Origin of the sequence: Streptomyces sp. NPDC052042 (assembly GCF_044548345.1) — a bacterium.
Taxonomy (GTDB): Bacteria; Actinomycetota; Actinomycetes; order Streptomycetales; family Streptomycetaceae; genus Streptomyces.
The window spans coordinates 178,068-198,857 of the sequence record NZ_JBIUBU010000009.1; the positions used below are offsets into that span (position 1 = coordinate 178,068).

At 72.3% G+C, this 20,790-nt stretch carries 15 protein-coding genes and 1 pseudogene; 10 read left to right on the plus strand and 6 right to left on the minus strand.

Annotated features, from left to right (window positions below):
• The first annotated feature begins 103 nt into the window (after positions 1–103).
• The 6 genes and pseudogenes from ACIHCL_RS17515 to ACIHCL_RS17540 all read left to right on the plus strand — a co-directional run bounded on the left by ACIHCL_RS17515 (position 104) and on the right by ACIHCL_RS17540 (position 6,865).
• On the plus strand, positions 104–1,336 hold the full coding sequence (locus ACIHCL_RS17515; RefSeq protein ID WP_399862578.1) for an ROK family protein: 1,233 nt from the start codon (positions 104–106) through the stop codon (positions 1,334–1,336).
• Positions 1,337–2,065: 729 nt separating this feature from the next.
• Positions 2,066–3,043, plus strand: coding sequence for a peptidoglycan-binding protein (locus ACIHCL_RS17520; protein ID WP_399862579.1), 978 nt, complete (start codon positions 2,066–2,068; stop codon positions 3,041–3,043).
• Positions 3,044–3,492: 449 nt separating this feature from the next.
• Positions 3,493–4,074 (plus strand): annotated as a pseudogene (locus ACIHCL_RS17525) (LysE family translocator).
• 472 nt (positions 4,075–4,546) lie between these two features.
• Complete coding sequence (locus ACIHCL_RS17530; RefSeq protein ID WP_399862581.1) at positions 4,547–4,792, plus strand: hypothetical protein; 246 nt, start codon at positions 4,547–4,549, stop codon at positions 4,790–4,792.
• The gene (locus ACIHCL_RS17535) at positions 4,792–6,135 is read left to right on the plus strand and encodes a nucleotide sugar dehydrogenase (RefSeq protein WP_399862583.1); all 1,344 of its coding nucleotides are present in this window, start codon (positions 4,792–4,794) and stop codon (positions 6,133–6,135) included. The genes ACIHCL_RS17530 and ACIHCL_RS17535 overlap by 1 nt, the downstream gene beginning before the upstream one ends.
• A 196-nt stretch (positions 6,136–6,331) precedes the next feature.
• Positions 6,332–6,865 carry an EF-hand domain-containing protein gene (locus tag ACIHCL_RS17540; RefSeq protein ID WP_399862585.1) on the plus strand — a complete coding sequence of 178 codons (534 nt, stop codon included), beginning with the start codon at positions 6,332–6,334 and terminating at the stop codon, positions 6,863–6,865.
• 134 nt (positions 6,866–6,999) lie between these two features.
• On the opposite strand, the gene ACIHCL_RS17545 is transcribed toward ACIHCL_RS17540, so the two are convergent.
• From ACIHCL_RS17545 to ACIHCL_RS17570, 6 genes are read right to left on the minus strand one after another with little or no spacing between them, the layout of a single operon-like run.
• Positions 7,000–7,425: a DUF6917 domain-containing protein gene (locus tag ACIHCL_RS17545; protein WP_399862587.1), complete on the minus strand. Its 426-nt coding sequence runs from the start codon at positions 7,423–7,425 to the stop codon at positions 7,000–7,002.
• The gene (locus tag ACIHCL_RS17550) at positions 7,422–8,480 is read right to left on the minus strand and encodes a Gfo/Idh/MocA family protein (protein ID WP_399862589.1); all 1,059 of its coding nucleotides are present in this window, start codon (positions 8,478–8,480) and stop codon (positions 7,422–7,424) included. Before ACIHCL_RS17550 ends, ACIHCL_RS17545 begins: the two co-directional genes overlap by 4 nt.
• Complete coding sequence (locus ACIHCL_RS17555) at positions 8,477–9,739, minus strand: Ldh family oxidoreductase (RefSeq protein WP_399862591.1); 1,263 nt, start codon at positions 9,737–9,739, stop codon at positions 8,477–8,479. Before ACIHCL_RS17555 ends, ACIHCL_RS17550 begins: the two co-directional genes overlap by 4 nt.
• Positions 9,739–11,262 (minus strand): M20/M25/M40 family metallo-hydrolase, encoded by a 1,524-nt coding sequence (locus ACIHCL_RS17560; RefSeq protein ID WP_399862593.1) that lies wholly within the window; start codon positions 11,260–11,262, stop codon positions 9,739–9,741. Before ACIHCL_RS17560 ends, ACIHCL_RS17555 begins: the two co-directional genes overlap by 1 nt.
• Complete coding sequence (locus tag ACIHCL_RS17565) at positions 11,259–12,272, minus strand: sugar phosphate isomerase/epimerase family protein (protein ID WP_399862595.1); 1,014 nt, start codon at positions 12,270–12,272, stop codon at positions 11,259–11,261. Before ACIHCL_RS17565 ends, ACIHCL_RS17560 begins: the two co-directional genes overlap by 4 nt.
• On the minus strand, positions 12,269–13,240 hold the full coding sequence (locus ACIHCL_RS17570) for a Gfo/Idh/MocA family oxidoreductase (RefSeq protein ID WP_399862596.1): 972 nt from the start codon (positions 13,238–13,240) through the stop codon (positions 12,269–12,271). The genes ACIHCL_RS17565 and ACIHCL_RS17570 overlap by 4 nt, the downstream gene beginning before the upstream one ends.
• A 698-nt stretch (positions 13,241–13,938) precedes the next feature.
• Between ACIHCL_RS17570 and ACIHCL_RS17575 the strand changes: the two genes are divergently transcribed.
• The 4 genes from ACIHCL_RS17575 to ACIHCL_RS17590 all read left to right on the plus strand — a co-directional run bounded on the left by ACIHCL_RS17575 (position 13,939) and on the right by ACIHCL_RS17590 (position 20,717).
• Positions 13,939–16,389 carry a DegT/DnrJ/EryC1/StrS family aminotransferase gene (locus ACIHCL_RS17575; RefSeq protein WP_399862598.1) on the plus strand — a complete coding sequence of 817 codons (2,451 nt, stop codon included), beginning with the start codon at positions 13,939–13,941 and terminating at the stop codon, positions 16,387–16,389.
• A gap of 337 nt (positions 16,390–16,726) precedes the next feature.
• Entirely contained in the window at positions 16,727–17,707 is a 981-nt protein-coding gene (locus ACIHCL_RS17580) for a UbiA family prenyltransferase (protein ID WP_399862600.1), read from the plus strand.
• Positions 17,704–19,083 (plus strand): flavin monoamine oxidase family protein, encoded by a 1,380-nt coding sequence (locus ACIHCL_RS17585; protein ID WP_399862602.1) that lies wholly within the window; start codon positions 17,704–17,706, stop codon positions 19,081–19,083. The genes ACIHCL_RS17580 and ACIHCL_RS17585 overlap by 4 nt, the downstream gene beginning before the upstream one ends.
• On the plus strand, positions 19,080–20,717 hold the full coding sequence (locus tag ACIHCL_RS17590) for an AMP-binding protein (RefSeq protein WP_399862604.1): 1,638 nt from the start codon (positions 19,080–19,082) through the stop codon (positions 20,715–20,717). The genes ACIHCL_RS17585 and ACIHCL_RS17590 overlap by 4 nt, the downstream gene beginning before the upstream one ends.
• The last annotated feature ends 73 nt before the right edge of the window (positions 20,718–20,790 follow it).

A 20,790-nucleotide genomic window follows, 5' to 3' on the forward strand; every position in this document is an offset into this window, starting at 1 on the left:
CGCATCATTAAGTTGACTGTCAAGCATAAGTATAGGATTTATGCGTGTTGGCCGACATAATAGGGTCGTTCACTGTGCCGATCGAATACGGAACGGGAGCACGATGACCGATAGAACGCCTGCGGCCTCCTCGGGTCCGGTGCCCTGGCACCCCCATGACGGACCAGGCCACATCCTGGAACTGATCACGACCGGTCGGGCACAGACGCGCAGCGGTATCGCACGGATCACGGGGCTCTCCCGGTCGACCGTGAGCCAGCGCCTCGACGCCCTGCTCGAGGCCGGTCTGGTTTGGGAGGGCGGCACCAGCGCGTCCTCGCGCGGGCGCCCCTCGCGCGCGCTCCATCTGAACGCTGCCGCAGGAATCATCATCGCCGTCGACATCGGCGAATCGCGTACGCGCGTGGCGGTCACCGACCTTGAGGCGAAGGTCCTCTCCGACAGTGTGGAGCCGCTCGTTCTGAGCGAGGGGCCCCGGACGCTGCTCGGCAGGATCACGGCCACGGTGCACGAGGTCATCCGGGACGCCGGCGCCGAGGGGAAGCCGGTCGCGGGCATCGGCCTCGGGCTGCCCGCCCCCGTCGACTACGAAGCCGGACACGTGCTCGGCTGGTCCATCATGACCGGCTGGGACAACTACGACATCCGTGCCCACCTTCGTGCCGACTGGCCGGTACCCATCCTCATCGACAACGACGTCAACCTGCTCACCCTCGCGGAGCACCGGCGGTTCTGGAGCGACCAGCGGAATCTGCTCTACATCAAGGCCGGGACGGGCGTGGGCAGCGGAATGGTGATCGACGGCCATGTCCATCGGGGAACCCAGGGGGCGGCGGGGGACATAGGGCACGCGCATGTGAGCGGATTCGGCGACCCTCAGTGCCGATGCGGCAACCAGGGGTGCCTGGAATCACTCGTCGGCGGCTGGGCGCTGGCCCGTGATCTGCGCGAGGGCCGGGATGCCCAGGGAGGGGACGCCCGTTATGTCGTGGACCGCGTCAGGCATGGTGACAGTCGTGCGCTCGCCGCGCTCAGGAGGGCCGGCCGGGTACTGGGCGAGTCCGCCGCCTACGCCACCAGCCTTCTCAACCCTGACGTCATCGTCCTGGGAGGACTCCTCGGCACCACGGGGGGCCATCTGATGGCTGGCGTCCGCGAGGTCGTGTACCAGCGCTCGCTGCCGCTGGCCACACGGCAACTGCAGATCGTCACCACCAGATACAAGTCCCACGCCGGGATCACCGGAGCCGCCTTCCTCGTGCGCGACCACGTACTGGCGCCCTCCACCCTCGACTCGGCGCTGGCGGCGGGGAGTTCGCCGTTCTCCGCGCCGTGATGCCGGCCTCGGCGCGGGCACGTCGCGGACCGGGGCCCTGCCCTCCGTGAGGCCGGCCCGCCGGCGACCGCAGGGCGGGGCGCCCGGAGGGCCCGGCGGGGATCGAGCACCGGCGGCGCCGGGGGCGCGGCCACGAGGCGGCGGGACTCAGGACACGGCTGTCCGCCGAGGTCGCCCGCCGCCCGAGCGGGTCCGGGCTCCAGGCCCAGGCGGTGTGAGTGATCCCGGGGAATGCTCCGGAGCTCGGCGCTCCTCCGCAGCAACGGCGCTACGTCTGGCCAGAGCCACGTAAGTGTGTGCGCCGACAGATCCCCGGATCAGCGGCGACCCGCCGGATCGTCGCCTCGGGCCGCGACGCGTACAACGCAACCGCGTCCGCCCTGAACTCCGACGGATGGTTCTTCATGACCACGAGATGTCCGTTCACAGTGTGAACCCCCGCACTTCTCAGGGTACTTGGTGCCTGCTTCTACGGTGGCGGCATGGCAGATCAGCGGGACGCGGAAGAGTCCGCCGCACAGGTCACCGCCGTCTGGGAGCGCATCGAGAAATGGCTGAACACCCATGCCCCGGCGCCCGCCGCACCGCTCCGTCCTACGGCCGGTGATCCGACTGCCGCCGACGTACCGGGCTCGTTACCCCACGCCTCTGGAGCACCACCTCGATCTCTGGCATGCTCTCGTCAACGCAACGCGCGTAGAGCTGATCAGACCTCAAGGAGGACAGAACATGTGCCAGCAATGCGGTCCGGCCGACTGCGCGTCCGGCGAGCGGGGGAACCAGCGGTCCACGGGACCGTCTCGCAGAAGCCTGCTGCTCGGCGCCGGGGCCGGGCTCGGGGTGGTGCTGACGGGGCTGCCGAGCCTGACCCCGGCGGCCTCGGCGGCAACGCTCAAGGACGGCCAGTGGTGCAACCCCGCCCAGGGCCGATTCCCCGCGGGCGGGCAGTACGGCGCGCCGCGCGGCGGAGTCCCGCACGCCGGCCAGGACGTCTCCAACCCGACGGGGACAGCCGTCTACGCCGCCGCGGCCGGAACCGTGATACGGCGCGGCTCCAACGTCCTCACCGGACGCACCGGGAACGGCCTGGTCATCTCGCACGGCGGTAATCGGTACACCTATTACGGGCATCTCAATGCGTTCCGGGTGGCCCTCAACGCCAAGGTCGCCGCCGGCCAGCGCATCGGCGACATGGGTGCCACGGGCAACGTGACCGGGCCTCACCTGCATTTCGAGACCCACACGGGAGCGCTCGGGTCCACGACCAACCCCGTCACCTTCCTCTCCGCACGCGGTGTGCGCCTGGGCGGCGGCTGGCCCACCCTCGACCCCGGAGCCGCGGGGGCGACCGTTCGGGTCGTCCAGTACCTGATCACCCAGCGCGGCACCGCGTTGACCGCCGATGGTGACTACGGCTCGCTGTCGGTCAACGCGGTCAAGAAGTTCCAGTCCTCCAAGGGTCTGGTGGCGGATGGTCAGGTCGGCCCCAAGACCTGGCCGGTGCTGGTCTATTCACTTCAGCGGGGCGGCTCGGGATCACACGTGCGCGCCCTTCAGACGGCGCTGAACAAGCACAGTGCGGGGCTGGCCATCGACGGCGACTTCGGGTCGGTGACCGACTCCGCCGTACGCTCCTACCAGAGCGTCAACCGCCTGACCGTCGACGGCCAGGCGGGCCCGAAGACCTGGGAGGCACTGGTCGGGTGACGGCCCGGCTGACAGGCACCGACGGATTGCGTCCTCCCGGCCGCGGACGACCGGCCCCGAACGACCAGCCGCGAACACCTTCCGCTCGGAAGGCCGGAACGCACAGGGGCCGGTGACACCTCGGCCCTGACGGGCCGGGGGCAAGGGAGAACGGCGCAGCCGCGGGGCCCACAGGGCCCGGCGGCACCACCCCGGCCGACCCCCTCGCGCAGCCGCGGGCAAAGCGCCTCATGGTTCGCGCGAGGGCGCGGAGAGCGAACGGGCCGGGCCACCGGGCACACCGACCGGCTCGGCCCCGACGGAACCGCCCTGGCCCAGTTCCTCCTCACCACCTGCCGAGGGCCGCTGCCGGAAGGCCGTACCGCCGCTTCCGCCACCGAGGGGCGTTCGACCCGATGATCAGCCCGGAGGCGACGGCCTCCTATGCCGGTGTGGCCCTGCTGGGAGCGATGTCTCCTGGTCCGGACTTCGCTCTGGTCAGCCGATTCGCGGCGCTCAACGGCCGGGCCGCGGGACTCGGTGCCGGCGCGGGGGTCGCAGCCGGTATGGCGGTGAACACGGTCGCAGCCGTGGTCGGCGTCGGCGCGGCGCTCGCGGCCTCGCCGTCCCTCTTCCGCGCCATTAGCCTGGCCGGCGCCGCATATCTCGTGTACCTGGGCGTCCGCTCGCTGCTCGCGATCCGCACGGTGGCAGGCGGTGCGCTCCAGGCAGCCGGTGCGCGGAACGCGGGCGCACATGTGCCGTGAGTCGCCTTCCGGCAGGGTCTGGTCACCAATGTGCTCAACCCCAAGTCCGTCGTGTTCCTGGTCGCACTGCTCCCGCAGTTCCTGACGGACCACTCGACCTGGACGGACAAGGCCGTGCTCGGCACGGTCACCGTCCTGGCGGTGCTTGTCTGGTTCACCGCGGTCGCCCTCGCCGTCGGCGCCTTCCAATCCGTATTCCGGTGCCCGGGTGCCCGGCGCGTCTTGAACGCCGCCACGGGTCTGGTTCTCATCGGACTCGCGGGGTACCTCGTCCTGTCCGCATAGCCCCATGCTCCGCCTGAACACGCTCCACATCGGAGCCGATGAGGAAGGTGCCGCGTCGTTGGCACGTCCGGTACCTTCCGGCCCTGCATCGCGGGACGATCCGCGGCCGGCTCCGCTGTCCCATGGCGCTTCCTTCCCACCCGCATGCGAACCTCCTGAGCGACGGCGCCGCGGCTGCAAGACCGCTGGGTATCCGCCGTCGAGAGCGATGGGTGGTATTTCGGCCACCGGACCCGGAACGGAAACGGGCGGAGCGTAGCCGCTGCCGTTCCCGTATTGATGTCACTACCGGATCTCGTCACCCATACGGGTGCATATTCCCAGCGGCGGCCATGAAATCCATCCGCGAGCCTCAAGATATTCATTGTCCACGAACTCTTCGCGGGCATCGCTACAGGAGGTTTGGAAATTGCATCGTTTCGGGGCCGCAACCGTACTCGCTGCCGCGGGTGCGCTTTCCGTATTCGCGCCAGTGGCCTATGCCGCTCCTGCGGACGGCGGTGACGTCGTCGTATTCCGGACCGAAGTCACTCCGGTCACCGCGTACGAGAATCCGCGGGGTTGCCACAAGCTCCCGATCGACTCCCATGTCCTGGTGAACCGGAGCGACCGCCCGGTGACCGTGCACGGGGACCCGTTCTGCCTCACGCCGGGGCTGGTCGTACAACCGGGGTACGGGGCCCACGTCGTGCCCGGCAGCGGCAGCTTCTCCGCCTGATGAACGACTCGACACGCGCGGCCCCCGCGAGTGACGAGGTGCGACTGCCTCGGCAGGCCCCGTCGCCGGGAGCGGGGGGCGGCCGGCCCGCCGAGCTGGTGGTCGTCGGACTGGGGCACGTCGGGCTGCCGCTGGCGCGCGCCGCCTGCACCGCCGGGATCCGGACCGTCGGACTCGATGTCTCCTCCCGGGTCGTGTCCGCTCTCGCCTCCGGTCGTTCACATGTCGGCGGTGTCGCGGACGACGAGGTCGCGGAGATGGTGGAGCGAGGCTTCCGCGCCACGGTCGATCCCGGTGTCCTGCGTGGAGCGCGCACCGTGGTCATCTGTGTGCCCACCGGGCTCACCTCGGACGGTGGACCGGACCTCTCAGCGATCGAGACGGCCACCGCGGAAGTGGGCCGCGCGCTCACCGCCGGAACTCTCGTGGTCCTGGAATCAACAAGCCACCCGGGTACCACGGAAGGCATCGTCAAACCACTGTTGGAAAGGGGGAGCGGACTTGTCGCGGGACAGGACTTCCAACTCGCCTACTCCCCCCAGCGCATTGACCCAGGAAATCTGGAATGGGGAGTGGAGAACACGCCGAAAATCGTCGGCGGATACACCCCGGAATGCGCGAGACGCGCGGTCGCCTTCTATTCCGGATTCATTCGAAATCTCGTTCTCGCAAAAGGTGTCGACGAGGCCGAGATGGCCAAACTCCTGGAGAACACCTACCGCTATGTCAATATCGCCCTGATCGACGAGGTGGCGCTTTACTGCCACCAGGTCGGGATCGATGTCTGGGACGTCCTGCACTGCGCTGGGACGAAACCTTTCGGTTTCGACCGATTCACCCCCGGGCCGGGCGTGGGAGGACACTGCATCCCCGTCGATCCGCGCTACCTGGCCGCCCAGGCCGAACGACAGGGCTACTCCTTCCGGTTGCTGGCCGCCGCCCGGGAAGTGCTCGACGCCATGCCGAGTCATGTCGCCGGGCGGGTGCTCGAACTGCTCGACGCCCACGGCATCAAGGCCGAGGGGGCCCGGGTGCTGCTCCTCGGTGTCACCTACAAACCGGACGTGGCCGACACCCGTGAGACACCGGCCCGCTCCATCGCGGCCCGCCTGCTGGAGGCCGGGGTCCAGGTCAGCTACCACGACCCGTACGTGGAGGACTTCCGCGTACGCGAGGACCCGCTCCCCCGGGCCACCGGACTGCGGGAGGCGGTCGGCACGGCCGACCTCGTCGTCCTCCTGCAACCCCACTCCTGCTACGACCCCCAGGCACTGAGCCGCTGCGGTCGGCCCGTGCTCGACACCCGGGGTGCACTCACCGGGCGGCTCGTCACCCCGCTCTGAACCCGCCGGCACGCCTACGTATCCACGTTCCTGTTTTCGCGACCCCACCCCTTGCAGCGGGTGGTGGCCCCCCTGCTCGCACGCCGGTCCGGCGTGCGCGGCCGGGCACCGTTCCTCCGGTCCGCCGGTGACCGGGCCCGGTTCTTCACCGCGACACCGCGCGCGGTTTCCGAGAAACATGAGAAGGAGTACAGACATGAGCAATGCCCTGGCCAAGGACCGACTGCGCAAGCGTTTCGCCCGCTGGGACGTGGACGGCAACGGCCTGCTGGAGCTGGAGGACTTCAAGCAGGAGGCCGCCCGCATCGCCGCCGGGTTCGGCGCGACGCCGGACTCCCCCGGGGTACAGGCGCTGCACGGCGCCTTCGAGGCCCTCTACACCCACCTCGCCGAGCAGTCCGGGAGCAGCGCCCAGGCGGGCATCTCCGAGCAGAGCTTCCTGCAGGTCACCGAGCAGCTCCTGTTCGCCGAGGGCGAGGCGGCGTTCAACCGCGCCCTCTCGCCGGTGGTGAAGGCCCTCGTCACCCTCTCCGACAGCGATGGCGACGGAATGCTCAACGCCTCCGAGTTCGAGGCGTGGCTCAGCGGGATCGGTCTGCCGCGCACCGAGGCCGCCGAGACCTTCCGCAAGATCGACGAGAACGGTGACGGGCAGCTGAGCGAGGACGAACTGCTGCGTGTGGTGCGCGAGTACCACTACGGGCGCCTCGACGTCGAGCTGCTGGGCTGAGCCGAGCCCGCCACAAGCCGGGGCCGGTGGCCGGACTTCTCGTCCGGCCACCGGCCCCGGTGCGTTCGCTCGGCCGTCGCGTTCTTCTCTGCCGTCGCGTCTTCTCTTCTCCCGGTTCCGGTTCCTCCAGGTCTTCAGTCCTTTCCGACCGTCGGCGCAGGGGCGAAGACCACCGGGAACTCGGGACGCAGATCGAGCGAAGCCCCGGTCAGCAGAACGGGGTTGTGGACCAGAATGTTGTAGTGGTTCGGGAAGTGGCAGCCGTCGAAGCCGAGTACCGGCCCCACCTCGGTGTCCCCGATCCGCAGCACGTCCCCGCGGTCCACCACCCCGCCGCACTCCATCTCGGCGAAGCCGAGAAAGCCGACACGGTCGATCCTGGCCCCCGCGACCGGGTCCCACTGGTCCGTCACCACCAGCTCGTGCACCTCCCCCGCGCTCACACAACGGCTGGCCCACTCCAGCAGGCTCATGCCTCGATCCGTCCGGCTGTGCAGCAGCACCTTGACCAGGGTGGCGCGCACCGCCCGCTTGGGACCGTCCTCGACGGTGTTCCTCATGCCCCGGCCTCCCGGGTGTCCGGGCACCGGACCGGCCGGGGTACGAACGGCGTGTCCCGGTGGGCCGCCTCGTGCGCGTACGCCGCGGCGACGAGGTCGAGGCAGGCGAGCCCCCCGCCCGCGGCTCCGTACCCGTTCCCGGCGCGGTTCGCGTGCCCGCCCGAAGGGCCGTTCCCCCTTCCGGCTCCGGTTCCGTCGCGGGCCGCGTCCACGGCGGCGCACAGCCCGGCGAACTCCGCGAGGATCCGCTCGTACTCGTGCCACAGCGAACCCTTGAAGCCCGGGTGCCCGGCGAGCAGGTCGGCGTGGAGTGCGCGTCCGTCCGCGAGGGTCACGGTGATGTCCTTGGCCTCCCCCGGGTACGACCAGTCGAGCAGCACCTCCGCCTCCGCGCCGTCGGCCGCCCGCAACCGCAGGTGGGCCGTGCGGTCCACCCCGGCGGCGTCACGACCGACGAACGCATGCGTCAGTGAGACGTCGCCGAGCAGTCCGCGTACGAGGTCGAAGGCGTTGGGTCCGTTGTCGGCGACACATCCGCCCCCGCAACGCTCGGGCTCCAGGTACCAGGACTCACCTCCGGTGTGTTCCTCGATGCGTTCCAGGTAGCGCACCCGGACCGTCCGCACGGGTGAGCCCGCGGCCGTGACGGCGGCGAGCAGGGTCCCGAAGGCGTCGTTGTGACGGCGGTGGAAGGCGGTGAGCAGCGGGGTGCCCGACTCGGCGGCCAGAGAGGCGAGTTCACGCCCCTGCTCGGCGGTGAGCGCGAGGGGCTTCTCGACGCAGACCGGTACGCCGGCGGTGAGTGCCGCCCGGCACACCTCGGTGTGGGCGTCGTTGGGAACGGCGACCACGACACCGTCGAGGGCGGCCTCCCGCACCATCGCGGCGGCGTCGGTCCATCCGGGCACCGCGCCGCCGTGTCGGCGCAGCGCCTCGGGGCGGGCGTCGCAGACCGCGGCGAGCCGCCAGTGCGGGGAGTGCTCCAGGGCGGCCAGATAGTAGCGGGAGATGGCGCCGAGGCCGATCACACCGAGGGCCGCACGTGGGGTCGTCACGGGCGTTCGCCTCCCGCGTGCTCGTCCCGCTGCCGGCGCTCTGCGTCCCGGGGGCGAGGGGCCTCTTGCGGGAGGGCCCCGGGCGCTTCCTCCCCGGGGGCGGAGTGACTGGGGGCGGAGTGACCGGGGAGGGGGTGGCCGGGCAGGGAGTGACCGGTGCCGAACAGTCCCAGTCCGGTGAGTTCGGCGTGGAGCCAGGCGGGCAGCGGGACGCCCTCGCTCCGCCGGTGCAGCGCTTGTTCGGCCTCCCGCCAGCCCGGGTAGCGGACCTCCTCGTCGGTACCGGGGGCAGGCGGGCCGGCGTTCACGGCGGAGAAGAGTTCCCGCATCGCCTCGGCGAAGCCGTCGCCGGGGCGCAGCCGTCCCGGGTCGACGGCGAGCAGCAGAAAGCCGATGCCGTCGTCGGTCCCCCGCGTGTCCTCGTCATCCGTCGGGACCTGTGGGGCGGGTCCGGTGGCGCTTCCGGAGAGTCCGGCGGCGAGCACTTCGACGGCCAGGGCGAGGCCGAAGCCCTTGTACGCCCCGGTCTCCGGGTCCCCGCCGAGCCAGCGCAGCCGGGCCTCGCCGCGGTCGTAGGCGCCGGGGTCGGTGACGGGGGCGCCGTGCTCGTCCTCCAGCCATCCGGGCGGTACCGGCTCTCCGCGCCGGGCGGCGAGCCGGAGCCGTCCCGTGGGTACGGCCGTGGTGCTCATGTCGAGGACGAAGGGGTGGCCGGGGAGGGCGGGGGCGGCCACGGCCAGGGGGTTGGTGCCGAGCAGCGGCAGCGCGCCGCCGGGGGGCGGGACGAGCCGTTGGCCGCCGCAGTTGCTCGCCACGAGACCGACCATGCCGGCCGCGGCGGCCCGGGCCGCGTGGAAGCCGGCACAGCCGAAGTGGGTGCCGCCGCGCACGGCGACGAGTCCGATGCCGTACTTCCGGGCCCGTGCCACGGCATCGTCCATCGACTCGGCCGCCGCCCACAGCCCGAGGGCGCGCCGGTGGTCGACGACGGCGCAGGCACCGAGGTCGGTCACGGTGGCGGGTTCGGCGTGCGGGTCGCAGCGCCCGGATTCCAGCAGCGGAAGGTAGAGCCGGGCGAGGTTGAACAGCCCGTGCGAGGCGAATCCACTCAACTCGCCGTGGCAGAGCGCCTCTGCGGCGGTGCGGGCGCGGGCGGCGGGAAGGCCGCGGCGGGTGAAGAGGCCGGTGAGGGCATCGAGCAGCCGTTCGTGGGCGACGAGGACGGGGGGTGCCTCGGCCGGTCGGACGGTGGTGGTCATCACGCGGTGGTACTGCCTTTCGGGTGAGTGCTCCCCGGGGCGGGGACGGGTGGTGCGGGCTCTTCGGTGAGTTCGCCCGTGGGTTCTCCGGAAGGTTCTCCGGAGAGTTCTCCGACGGGCTCACCCGCCCGTGCTCCGGCGGGCTCCGCGGAAAGCGTTTCGACGGGTTGTCCGGCGGGGTCTTCGACAGGTGCTTCGATGGGTTCCTCGGCGGGCTGCCGCGCAGGCGCTCGCGCGGGTTCCTCGGCGAAGGCCCCCAGCAGGCGGGCGACGATCCGGGCGAAGCGCTCCAGGTCTTCGAGGTCGATGAACTCCCCTCGCGCGTGCGCGTGGTTGGCCTCCAGGGAGCCCGGGCCGAGGACCGTGGTGTGGGTTCCGGGCAGTCCGCCCGCCCAGATCGCGTCGCAGGTGAAGCCCGGGTCGTCGGAGGGTGCGGGAAGGGCCCCGGCCGCGGCCAGCAGTGCCTCGGCCCACGGGTCGTCGTTGCGCAGGGCCGGCAGGTCCCGTTTGTCCCAGCGCAGCCGTACGAGCCGGGCGGCGTCCTCGGCGGTGCGGGCGAACGCGCGGGTGGCGCCGAACCGTTCGGCGAACGCGGTCAACCCGGAGTCGAGGGCGTCGGTGAGGGCTGCGGCGAGCCGCGCCCCGTCGGCCTCGGTGCCGTAGGAGAGGTTGAGGAGGAGGGTGCCGGTGCCGTAGACGCGGTTGTGGAGTTCGCCGGTGTGCAGCCCGGCGACGCAGACGCGTGTGCCGGGTACGGCCCCGTCGAGCCGGTGGGCCAGGTGCTGGGCGAGGTGGCCGAGCAGGACGGTGGCGTTGTGCCCGGCCTCGGGCCGGTCGTCGATGGCGTCCTCGCCCTCGACGGTGATGCGCGCGGTCATGGCGGCGGTCGCGCGGGGCAGCGAGCGCAGCCCGGTCGGCTCGCAGAAGACGTTGAGCCGTCCGTAGTGGCCGGAGGCGATCAGCGGGCGGGTGCCGTAGGTGCCCATCGCCCCGCCCTCCTCCCCCGCCACGGCCTGCACGAGGACGGCCACGTCCCGGCCGAGAGCCGGGTGCGCGACGGCCGCCGCGCGGATCCCGGCGAGCAGGGCCACGGCAGGGCCCTTGGCGTCGGCGGCTCCCCGGCCGTGGAAGCGGCGGCCGTCGAAGCGGACCGGTTCGGCGCCCGCCACGGTGTCGAGATGCACGTTGAACATGAGCGTGCGGGCGGGCGGCAGCGGGGGGCCCAGGCGCAGCAACAGGCTGGGCTGGGCGGCGAGGAAGCCCGGGTCGGCGCGGGCCGCCTCCCGCACCACTGCGGGGACGCCCGGTCGTTCCAGCCAGCATGGATCGGCGGGGGCGTGTCGTACGACGCTCAGCCCGCAGGGTGCGGCGGCCCCGGCGTAGAGCTCCTGGGCGGTGCGCAGGGGCCGTTCGTCGGTGGTGCCGCCCTCCAGGGGACCGACCGTGGGCAGCTCCAGCAGGCGCAGGAGGAGTTCGTGATCGCTCGCGCGCAGGAGGGGCGGGGGCGGGAAGGGCGTCGTCATGGGATGCCTCCTCCCAAGCCGCCACCCGTCGCTGCGCCTCCGGCCGAGGCTGCGCCCGGCTGCGTGCCACTGGTCCGGCCCTCTCCCCTCGGGGTGCCTCCTCCCGAGCCGTCGCCCGTCGGTGCGCCCAGGATCTCCGCCAGGCGGCGGCCGGCCCGGACGAAGAGGTCCGCCGCGTCCTCGCCCGCACGGGCCAGTCCCTCGTGGGGGCGCACCGCGAGGTGGGGTTCGATGGAGTACGCGCCGCCGTACGCTGCCTCCGCGAGCAGCCGCAGGCAGGTGCGGACCTCGGCCTCTCCGTCGCCGGGCAGCGTGTAGGCGATCCGGCCCTTCACGTCGCGCACGGCATCCTTGACGTGCACATGGTGCACGTATGGCAGGAGCGGGCGCAGCAGTTCGACGGCCCGGTAGCCGTACGGCACGCCGTTGCCGATGTCGAACAGCAGGCGCAGGGCGGGGCTGTCCACCTCCTCCAGGAGGTGCAGGGCGCGTTCCGCGTCGGCGCCCGCCCAGCCGGCGCAGTTCTCGTGGAGCAGGGTGAGTCCGGCCGTCTCGGCACGTTCCGTGAGGTGGTGCAGCCTTTCGACGGACCGGCGCCCCCATTCCACCTCCGGCAGCCCGTCGTTGGGGTACGACATCACCCTGATGCGTCGGCAGTCCAGGAGCTGCGCGTACTCCTCCAGGACGCGCAGTTCGCCGATGTCCAGGGCGAAGTCGGAGGTGATGGGGCGGGCCCAGTTGCCGATGCGGGAGGCGAGGCAGACCACGTGGACGCCCGCCTCGGCAAGGCGCCGGGCCATGGTGCGGACCTCGTCGCGAGGGAGGTCGGCCAGCGGGGTGCCGTCGACGGAACGGAGTTCGACGGCGGTCCAGCCGAGCGTCCGGACGGCGGCGAGCTGGCCGTCCAGGCTCGCGGCGGCCTCGTCGGTGAGACCGGCCAGGACCGGGCGCGTCGTCGGCCCGGAGGGCTCGGGGGCCGCAGGGGCGGAGGTGATGTGGTGGTGTGTCATAGCAGGGCCTTCGCCTCGCAGACCAGACGGGCCGCCTCCGTGGTGGTCGCGAAGTACCCCTGCGCCGAACCAGGGGAGCCGTCGGCGGCGAAACCCTGGTAGGCGGAGTGGAAGAAGGCGAGAAGGGCGTCGTCGCGGAAGATCTGGGGTGCACGGCCGGGGAGTTGGAGCTGGGCGTGGTTGTCGTCCTCGCCCACCGGATAGTGCGCGACGAGGGTGGCGTCCCGGAACTCCAGTTCCGCGCTGCGGCGGCGGACGGGCGAGGTCAGGTCCGAACGCAGCGTGGTGCGGACCCCGCTGCCGTGGTGCAGTTCCACCCGCGCCCCGCCGAGGTGCGGGCGCGCCTCCTGGTCGGTGCGCAGTTCGGTGCAGGAGGCCCGTACGACCTGGGCCGGGCCGCAGAGGTGTACGGCGAGGGCGAGGGCGTGCGGGATCTCCACTTCCAGCGCGGTGCGGTGGGAGCCCGAGGCGAGGGACCGGGTGAAGCGCGGTTTGTCCTGGTCGATGGCGAGCCGCCGCAGCGGACCGTACGGCTGTTCCGTGACCAACTTTCTCAGGCGTCTGGTGAGTTCGGCGGCCAGCCAGTGGGTGACGGCCATGAGGCCGAGGCCCGCCCGCTCGCGCAGCCGCAGCAGGGAGGCCAGTTCGTCCCGGGTGGTGGCGATCGGTTTCTCGATCAGCAGGTGTCTCACTCCGTGGTCGGCCAGTTGGCGCAGCAGCGGCAGCCGGTCGTGCGGCGGGGTACACACATGGGCGACGGTCGCCCGAGGGTCGCGTACGCGGCGCAGGGCCTGCTCCGGGGAGGTGGTGAGGTCCACGCCCGACAGGTCGCGTGCGAGATCGGGGCGCGGGTCGCAGCCGACCACCGGCCCCAGTGGGATCTGCCGGGAGCGCGCCAGATTCCGGAGCGCCTTGAGGTGAAGCCCGGCTCCCGAACGTCCGAGTCCTATGACCAGGGGTTGTAACAACGTGGCTCCTTCGAGGAGGGAGTGCGAGGAGGGAGGAAGTGCGGAGGGGAGCGGCGAGGTGGGTACGTGGTGGTCGTCGGGGCGTGGCGGCATGTCCCTGGCTGTGGTGGGTGGGGTCGGGCGGGTGGGGTCGGGTGCGCGCCGTCGCGCGGTGGAGGGTGCGACGGCGCGGAGAAGGTTCCAAGCGAACCGGGGCGGAAGGGCGGGTGCCCCGCCCTTCCGCCCCGGTTCGCTCGCCTTCACGCCTGCTCGCGCCGCCGCGTTCCGGTTCCGTTGCCGGTGTTCCGAGTACGCCCCGTTCCCGGTGGTCTCGGGTGTGGGCCATCCCCGGGGCCCGGTGCGTTTCGCTCCCGATGTGTTGCGTTCCCGGTGTGTTGTGTTCGCGAGGTGCTTCTACGCGGACCCTTTCGACACCTCCACGCCGTCGTCAAGCAGAGTTGGAAATGAGCACCGCAAAGTGTGAAAGCGGAAGGCTTCCGCTGTCGGCCGGGTTTCCCTTCGGACACGCTGATCCCACATGCACCGCAGATCGGGAAGGGCATCAGGTGGGGGCCGGTTTGGACATCAACAGCCTTACGGGCATAGGGAATCGAAGCGAGGAGCCGGATCCTGGAGGATGCTCGTCGCCCATCCCCTTCTTCTCCCAGGAGAAGGGATTCCAACGGCTGTGGCCGCTGGTCGAACGGAACCTTGAGCGCGTGTTCGACAGTGGGAAGTTCTCCCACGGCGCTCAGGTCGCGGAATGGGAAGAGGCGCTTTCCGCCCTCACCGGAGCCCGGTACGCCGTCGCGGTGAACAGCGGTACGGACGCGCTGGTGCTGCTGCTGCGCGCCTGCGGGCTGCGCCCCGGTGACGAGGTGCTGGTGCCGGCGTACTCGTTCTTCGCGACCGCGTCCGCCGTGGTCCTCGCGGGCGGTGTCCCCCGCTTCGTGGACATCGACCCCGCCACCTACGCCATGGACCCGGTGGCTCTGGCCGAGGCGGTCACCCCCGCCTGCCGCTTCGTGATGCCCGTGCACCTCTTCCACGGGATGGCGGACATGGCGGCGATCGGGGAGGTGGCGCGCGCCCACCGGCTGACGGTCGTGGAGGACAGCGCCGAGGCCATCGGGATGCGGCGGGGCGGCCGGCACGCCGGGCTCTTCGGGGCGGGCGGGGTGCTCTCGTTCTTCCCCAGCAAGACCCTCGGCGCCCTCGGCGATGCCGGGGCCGTCCTCACCGACGATCCCGAACTGGCTTGCGCGGTGGACGCGTTACGCCACCACGGACGGGCCGGGCGCACTCTCGACAACTTCCCGGCGATCGCCACGGAGAGCAGTCGGCCCGGGGTGAACAGCAAGATGGACGACCTCCAGGCCGCCGTGCTGCTGGCGAAGTCGACCACGCTGGAGGAGGACATCGCCCGCCGTGCCGCCCTGGCGGCCCGCTACACCGAGCGGTTGCACGGAATGCCTGGCGTGCTACGACTGCCGCGGTCCACCGCCCGCCCCGAGCGGGGCGACCGTGATGTCTTCTACGTCTATCTGATCGAGGCCGAGCGGCGCGACGCCCTCGTCGCCCACCTCGACAGCCGCGGGATCGGGACCGAGGTCTACTACCCGGTGCCCTTGCACCGGCAGCCGGCCTTCGCCGGTCTCGGCTGCCGGGACCGGCGGTTCCCGCACGCCGAGGCCGCAGCCGGGCGGGCCGTGGCGCTGCCGCTGTACCCGGACCTCGGCATCGAGGAGGTCGACCGGGTGTGCGAGGCGATCGCCGACTTCTCCATCCCGCGAAACCCCCGGGCGCCGCGTGCCGCAAAAGCCCCGCCCACCGGACGCGCGGCGGGTGGCGAGGCGGGGGCGGAACAGGCGGGGGCCGGAGACGCTCCCCACGGCACGCACGATGCGGACGCGGCCCCCGTGACACCGGACGCGGCTCCCGCAACACCCTACGCCGACGCGCCTCCCCCGAAACCTGGCACTCCCCCCGCAACACCCGACCCCGACACGGCTTCCCCGACACCGGCCGCCGACGCCACGTCCCGCACCGCCCCCGTCCCCTTCTTCCCCCGGCATCTCTTCGAAGCCGACCGGAAGGAACTGATCGGCCTCTTCCGCGAGGTGGCCCTGGACCCCTCCCAGCGCTTCATCCTCGGTTCGCGCACCGAGGAGTTCGAGCGGGTGCTGCGCGATTCCCTCGGTGCGTCCGACGTGGTGCTCTGCGGCAGTGGCACCTCGGCGCTCGAACTCGTCCTCACCGCGATGGAAGTGGGCCCCGGCGACGAGGTGGTGGTTCCCGCCTTCGGGTGCGCGCCGCTGGCCGCCGCCGTGGTCGACATCGGGGGCACCCCGGTCTTCGCGGACATCGACCCGCACACCATGGTCGTCGACCCGGATGACGTGGAGCGCCGCATCGGTCCCAGGACCGCCGCGCTGATGCCCGCCCACATGTTCTCCGTCATGGCCGACATGCCGCGCTTCACCGACCTCGCCCGGCGCCACGGACTGCGGCTCGTGGAGGATTCGGCCGTCGCCCAGGGAGCCGTCCTCGGCTCCACCCCGGCGGGGCTGTGGGGCGATGCCGGGGTCTTCTCGTTCGTACAGGTGAAGTCCTGCGGGATGCCGGGCGAGGGCGGAGCCGTGGTGACCCGCAATCCACGACTGGCCGAGCGGGTGCGGATGCTGCGCAACCACGGGCAGGACGGGCGGCAGCGCTTCGTGCACCATCTCGTCGGCCGCAACAGCCGCTTCGACGAGGTGCAGGCAGCCTTTCAACTGCACCGTTTCGACGGTTTCCCGGAACGGCTCGAACGGCGCGCACGGATCGCCGACTACTACACCGAACGCTTCGCCCCGCTCGCCGAACAGGGAATCGTTCCGCCCCCGGCGGGCCGCGACGGCCGCTGCTACTACGTCTACACCCTGCTCGTCGAGGAACGGGACGCGCTCCGTGCCCACCTCGGCCGCGCCGGGGTCGCCAGCCATGTCTACTACCCGTTGCCGCTGCCCGAGCAGTCCGCCTTCGCCCGGTACGCGCCGGCCAGCCAGGAGTGGCCCCGGGCCCGGGCCGCGGCTGCCCGCGCGCTGTCACTGCCGGTGCATCACCTGCTGACCGACGCCGAGGTGGAGCGCGTCGCCGACCGTGTGTGCGCCTTCGCGGCCGGGCGCTGAGCCGGGTCGGGCCCCGGTCTCCGGCGCCGAGACCACCGGGCCCCGATCCCAGGTTCCGGCCCCGGGCGTCGAGACCACCGGGCCCGGGCCCGCCATGTACGGCCGGTGCCACGAGCGGTCCGGCGCGGGGCTCATCCGGTCCCGTGCCGGCTCGGTCCGGACGAGCCGAGGCGTACTCCAGCCGCCCGGCCCGTACCCCGCACACCCGAAACACAACCGACCCTGACCGCCCGACCGTGTCCGCCCGACCCTGACCGCCCAACCCTGACCGCCCGACCCTGAGCGTCCGTCGCCTCGCGGGGCGACGGACGACGACACGAAGGACCGAGAAGAAGCCATGACACAGAGCGTCACGGCCGGCGCCGGGGCAGTGCCCGCCGCGTCCCGGCCGGAGAGCAAGCTGCGCAGTTATCGCAGGCTGGGCAAGCTCGACGTCTTCGACTACTACCTGAGCACCCCGGTGGTCCTCGCCGCCGTCCTGCTGCCGTTCTCCTCCGGAATCGACCGGCGGTCCGTCACCACACTCGTCCTCTTCCTGCTCGGGCAGGTACTCGTCATCATGGCGATGGTCGCGCTGGACGACGTGACCGGCTTCCGCGACGGGAGCGACATCGCCAACTACGGCCCCGACAACCCACTCCGCAACAAGCTGCGCAAACCCCTCGTCGCCGGAACCCTCACCGAGCGCGAAGCGCTCCGCTTCGCCTGGGTCTGCGCACTGGCCGGGGCGGTCGTCTGGGCGCTCACCGTCGCCCTCGCCCCGCACCGCCCGCTGTGGGCGGTGATCCTGCTCGGACTGCTCTACATCGTCTCGCTCCAGTACTCCTACGGGCTGAAGATCAGCTACCACGGCTTCCAGGAGGCGTTCCTCGCCGCCCTGGGCCTCGTGCTCGTCATCGCCCAGTACGGGCTGCTCACCGGGGAGTTCAGCGGCTTCCTGTTCGTGCAGGGCGTCCTGTTCGGCTTCGGACCGCTCATGTTCGGGGTGTACTCCAACACCAACGACGTCGAGGGCGACCGCGCCGTCGGCCGCCCCACCGTCGCGGTGCTCGTCTCTCCACGCGGCAACGCGCTCTTCATCGGCGCCCTGTCCGCCGCCGAGTACCTGCTCAGCGTCGCCGCGTCGGTGACCGGCATCGCCCCCTGGTGGTTCGCGCTCGTCATGCTCCCGGCCGGCTGCCTGCGGCTGCGGCAGTACCTCACCGGCTTCTGCGCCGGGAACATCATGGCCGCGCGGCGCACCGGCTTCCGCGTCCACCGGCTGAGCGTCGTCCTCCTCGTCGGAGCGAACCTCCTCGTCGGGGCGGGGGCCGCATGAGCCGGCACGCCTCCCCCGACCTGGACGTGGCGGTCGTCGGCGCGGGTCCCGCCGGGCTCACCGCCGCCCACGAGCTGAGCCGTGCCGGGCTGAGCGTGCGCGTCTACGAGAGCCACCCCGAGGTCGGCGGCCGGATGCGCAGCTTCCGCCACGAGGGCTGGACCGTCGACCAGGGCGCCGAGCAGGTCCCGTCCCGGGGCTACCGCGCCACCTGGGAACTCCTCGGCCGTCTCGGTGTCCGCCGCGACGAGGTGCCCCGCATCGGCGGCGAGGTCGCCGTGTGGCGCGAGGGCCGGCCCCGGCCCGGGGTCGGCGGTCCCGCCGCCCTCCTGGGCGGCGGGGCGGGACTGGGACCGGCCGCGCGCCTCGACCTCGTCCGGCTGCTCGGCCGGATCGCCCGTGACCACCGCAGCTACGACGGGGACCGGCCGGACGACACCCCCGTCGGCGCCGCCACCGTCCGCGCCATGGCCCGCCGTTACCACCGCGACCTGCACGACTACCTGCTCCAGCCGCTCGTCGGCTGCTGCTTCGGCTGGGACACCGCCCGCTCCGCCGCCGCCCCGATGCTGAGCCTGCTCGCCGAGGTCGGCCCGCCCTCCGGCTGGCGCACCTATCTGGACGGCATGGACCTGCTCACCCGGCGGCTCGCCGACACCGTCGAGGTCGAGACCGGCCGCGCCGTGCGCGAGGTCGTCCAGACCGAGAACGGAGCCCGGCTGCGTCTGGACGACGGCGAGGTGACCGCCCGGGCCGCCGTTCTCGCCGTACCGGCCCCGGTCGCCGCCGCGCTGCGGCCCGAACCGCCTCTCGACGAGGCCGAGTTCCTCGGTGCCTGCACCTTCAGCTCCGCGCTCAAGGTCAGCTGCCTGCTGGACCGGCCCCTCGCCCCCACCGCCGACGGCCGCCCCCTGTACCTCCTGCTCACCCCGGCCGTCGAGGAGGACGTCCTGTCCGCCGTCATCGCCGACCACGTCAAACACCCCGGCCGCGCCCCGCACGGCAGGGGGCTGCTGACCCTCATGGCCACGCCGGGAACCGTAGCGGGCCTGACCGAGTGCCCCGAGGAGGAGACGAAGGCCCGGCTGATCGCCGCCGCCGAACGCTATGTGCCCGGTCTCGGCCGCGCCACCCGCCACAGCTTCGTGCACACCTTCCCGCACGCGCTGCCCGAGGCCACCCCGCGCGCCCTGCACCTTCGCGAACGCTTCATGCGCCGCCCCGCGCGCCCCGTCGAGTACGCCGGCGACTGGGTGATGCTGCGGCCCGCCTCCGAAGGGGCGGTACGTTCCGGGAGCCTCGCCGCCTCCCGCGTCCTCAGCCGTCTCGGCGCTCAACGTCCTTGTTCTGCACGACAGTTGGAGGCTGTCCGGTGAAGCCGTACGACATGGGTGTGCTCTTCGACGAGGCCGCGGAGCGCGGCCACACCACCGTCGTCCACCTCGACCGCTCCTTGGACCTCGCGCCCGAGGGCGGCACCCGCTGGACCGTCCCGGCCCTCGCGGACCTGGTCGCCACCACCGCCGCGCGGCTCGCCGCGGCGGGGGCGCGCCCGGGCGACCGCGTGGCCGTCGTCAAGGAGAACCACTGGGACTACGACCTCCTCGCCTGCGCCGCGGTGCGTGTCGGGGCCGTGCCCGCCCAGCTCTCCGGTCAGCTCGAACCGCCGGTCCTGGCCACGCTCCTGGCCCGGCTCGAACCGGCCGTGCTCGTCACCTCCCCCGCCCTGCTGGAACGCTGCCGGGCCGCCGGGCACGCTCTCACCGGCCTCGCACGCATCACCCTCACGGTGGACGGGACCGGCCCGGACGACGCCGCGCCGGGCGCCGTACCGACGGCCGGCCCCGTAGCGGACGCCCTACCGCTGACCGAGGTCACACCGGGGCCCGGGGTACACCGCCGCCGCCACGACGACGAACCGCTCGTCATCAACCACACCTCCGGCACCACCGGAGTACCGAAGCTCGTCGTGCACTCCACGCGCACGATCATCCGCAAACTCGCCCGTTTCGAGGCCATTCCCTATCCCGGCATCGGCGTACGCCGCGACGACACCCTGCTCCATGCCGGTTCCTACGCGCACGGCCGCACCTTCTGCTGGACGGCCGTCGCCTTCTCGCGCGCCCCCGAGTCCATGGTCCTGCTGTCCGGCGCGGACCCGGACGCCGCCGACCCGCTGCTGCGCGCGCATCCGCCCACCATCGCCGAGGCCCTGCCGAGCACGTACGTCCGTCTCCAGGAGCTCACCAGCCGCCTCGACAACGCCTTCCGGCGGGTCCGCCTCTTCATCAGCACGTACGACGCCGTGCATCCGCCCACGATCCGCGCCTATCTGCGGGCCAGCCGTCGTCGGAGCCCGGTGTGGATGCAGGGCTGGGGCCAGACGGAGACGGGCCCGCTCACCTTCCGCTTCCACACCCGCCGTTCCCCGGGGGACGGCGACCGCGCCACCACCGCCCGCGACCTCGGCCGTCCCATCCCCGTCAAGACCCGGCTGCGCGTCGTCGACCCGCGCACCCAGTTGCCGCTGCCACGCGGCCGGACCGGGCTCCTCCAGGCCCGGACCGCCGCCCTCGCCCTCGGTTACGTCGGCGAGGAGGACCGCTGGGCCGACAAGCAGCACCAGGGCTGGTGGAACACCGGCGACATCGGACTGCTGCGCCGCGACGGCAGCGTCCGCCTGCTCGACCGCGAGGTCGACAGCCCCGGCCGGTTCAGCTGCCTGGAGGCCGAGGACCGGCTGGAGGAGCGACTTCCGGAGGCGCTGGAGTGCATCGTGCTCGGCCGCCCGGACGGCAAGGATCCGCTGCCCGTCGTCGTCACCGGGAACGGGCACCTCGATCCGCTGCGCTGGCAGACCGCCGTGGTGGGAATCCCGCCCCTCGCCGAGCCCGTCACGCTCACCTGGGACGAGGTGCCGCGCACCGGGACCGGGAAGGTGCGGCGCGCCGCCCTGCTGCGGCAGCTCACCGGCGACTCGGGCACCTGCGGCACCGGCCGCTGGACCTGATCGTCCGCCACCCCGCTTCGGCCCCAAGTCATCCTGCACCACCCCGCGTCGGGCCACCGGGCCATCGCCGGGG